General features: G+C 53.0%; 1 protein-coding gene. It reads right to left on the reverse strand.

Annotation, left to right across the window (positions count from 1 at the left end; all coding sequences use genetic code 11):
* Nucleotides 1-24: 24 nt before the first annotated feature.
* Nucleotides 25-1,458 (reverse strand): transposase, encoded by a 1,434-nt coding sequence (locus tag WBG83_RS22335; protein WP_336747594.1) that lies wholly within the window; start codon nt 1,456-1,458, stop codon nt 25-27.
* Between the last annotated feature and the right edge of the window lie 158 nt (nt 1,459-1,616).

Here is a 1,616-nt window from a genome sequence, read left to right on the forward strand (position 1 = left end):
CTGGACAGTGAAAAGTTCTCAAGCTTAAGAAGCCCATGAATCTGCGTCAGTAGAGGGCGAATCTTGCTTGGAACGAATAATTTGGGTTACGGAAAGTTGCTTGTTTTGGGCAAACAACCGAAAAATCGAATGGCGCAGATGAACCGTCACCGTCGCTTCCGAGACAATTACTTTGGAAGGCGTGCGAAGATAGCGAAAGAACCGTGCGGGAGTCCGTCCGGAAAACTTTAGGGCGACCAGTTGGATGAGGCCTGTGGCGATGACACTACACATGACGAAGCCTTCCATGGCTTTCAGCGTCTGCCGAATGCGCGAGCGATCCGTTTCGTTCTGGACCTGTTCCATCGGATGAGGCTCGCCTTTGCGTAAGTAGCGTTTTAGCTTCGGCATGGAGCGGCTCCAGAACCGGTAGCCGAATGCGCCGATCACCTGCTTCATTTCCCGAAAAGTGCATTCGATCTTGAAGCGGTACCCATACAGGGTGATGATCTCGGTCGCTTCCAGCGACAGATCCGTGCTGACGAGAATCGAATGACGCTCACCTTGTTTGACCAGCACAAAGCGAAGCTCCTGGTACAAACCCTGTCCCCAGAGCAAGTCCAGGCAGAGGCAGGAAACCGTTTCTTCTTTCCCGTAAATCGTCACCTTGACCGATTGAAATGCCGTTGCATGCGTGTGAAACAACTCGGCGAGCTTGAGCATTTTGCCCTTCTTGGGCGGACGTCCCCGGCCGGATTTGCGGACGGGGCGCTCGTAAGCGACGGCATTCAGCTTGGCCTTGGTCACGATGTGCATCCGGCTCTCGCCGGAGAGGTTGCCTTCCGCCAAACGCTTCAGCGCCGGAATGGACAGGAAGTAGCGATCCAGCAGAAGCAGGGCTCCGCCAAACGAACGGGCGGCGCTGAGCGCTTGATTGATCATCTGCACCACGTGGGAATCCTGCCGCTGTTCTGCCGAAGCGTCCCAACTGAAGATCGTTTTGACACCGTCCTGCAGGTTGATGAACAGGGGCAGACAGAACCATTTGAGCGGGGAGCCGGCCAGAATGCCGATCGCGCCAAACAGATGGCCGAAGATGTACTCACCCTTGGATGAATTCTCGGACTCCTGATGCAGTTTCTTCACACCTGGCATATACCGACCTTCCTTGGCTTGCTTCATCCCGTCGCCGACAAGGACGACGCGTCCATGCAGATAGAGCAGTGGAGCCACGCGGCGAACGACTTTGAACCAGGCCAGTCGAAGGGAATCGAGCGACCAGGCATCGGAACGAAAGAAGTGAATCATCGATTCATAGTGGCGTGGATGTATAGCTAGACTGCGGATGATGGCTGTAAGGCCCAAATGATCCGAGCGGATCATCAAGCCGACGACGATCACAACGAACCAGTCATAGGTGGCTTTCCGGGAAAAGCAAGGACGAAATGCGGATAGAACTTCATCGATAAATTTCAACATGGTATGGTCGATCTGAATGAAATGGGGTAAACTAACAAGGTAACCCTTTCTTACGATCTGATCTCCTTTCTGGTATAGGAACCTTAGGATATCATGTACTCGCTTGATTGGGTTATTTTTCATGTGTCGATTTTCAACGAGAACTTTTCACTGTCCAG

Source organism: Paenibacillus sp. y28 (assembly GCF_037137075.1).
Lineage (GTDB): Bacteria > Bacillota > Bacilli > Paenibacillales > NBRC-103111 > JBBBNV01.

What these genes read in the sequence shown, in the direction of transcription:
- WBG83_RS22335 (WP_336747594.1), bottom strand. Translation starts at nt 1,458, where the DNA reads ATGTTGAAATTTATCGATGAAGTTCTATCCGCATTTCGTCCTTGCTTT.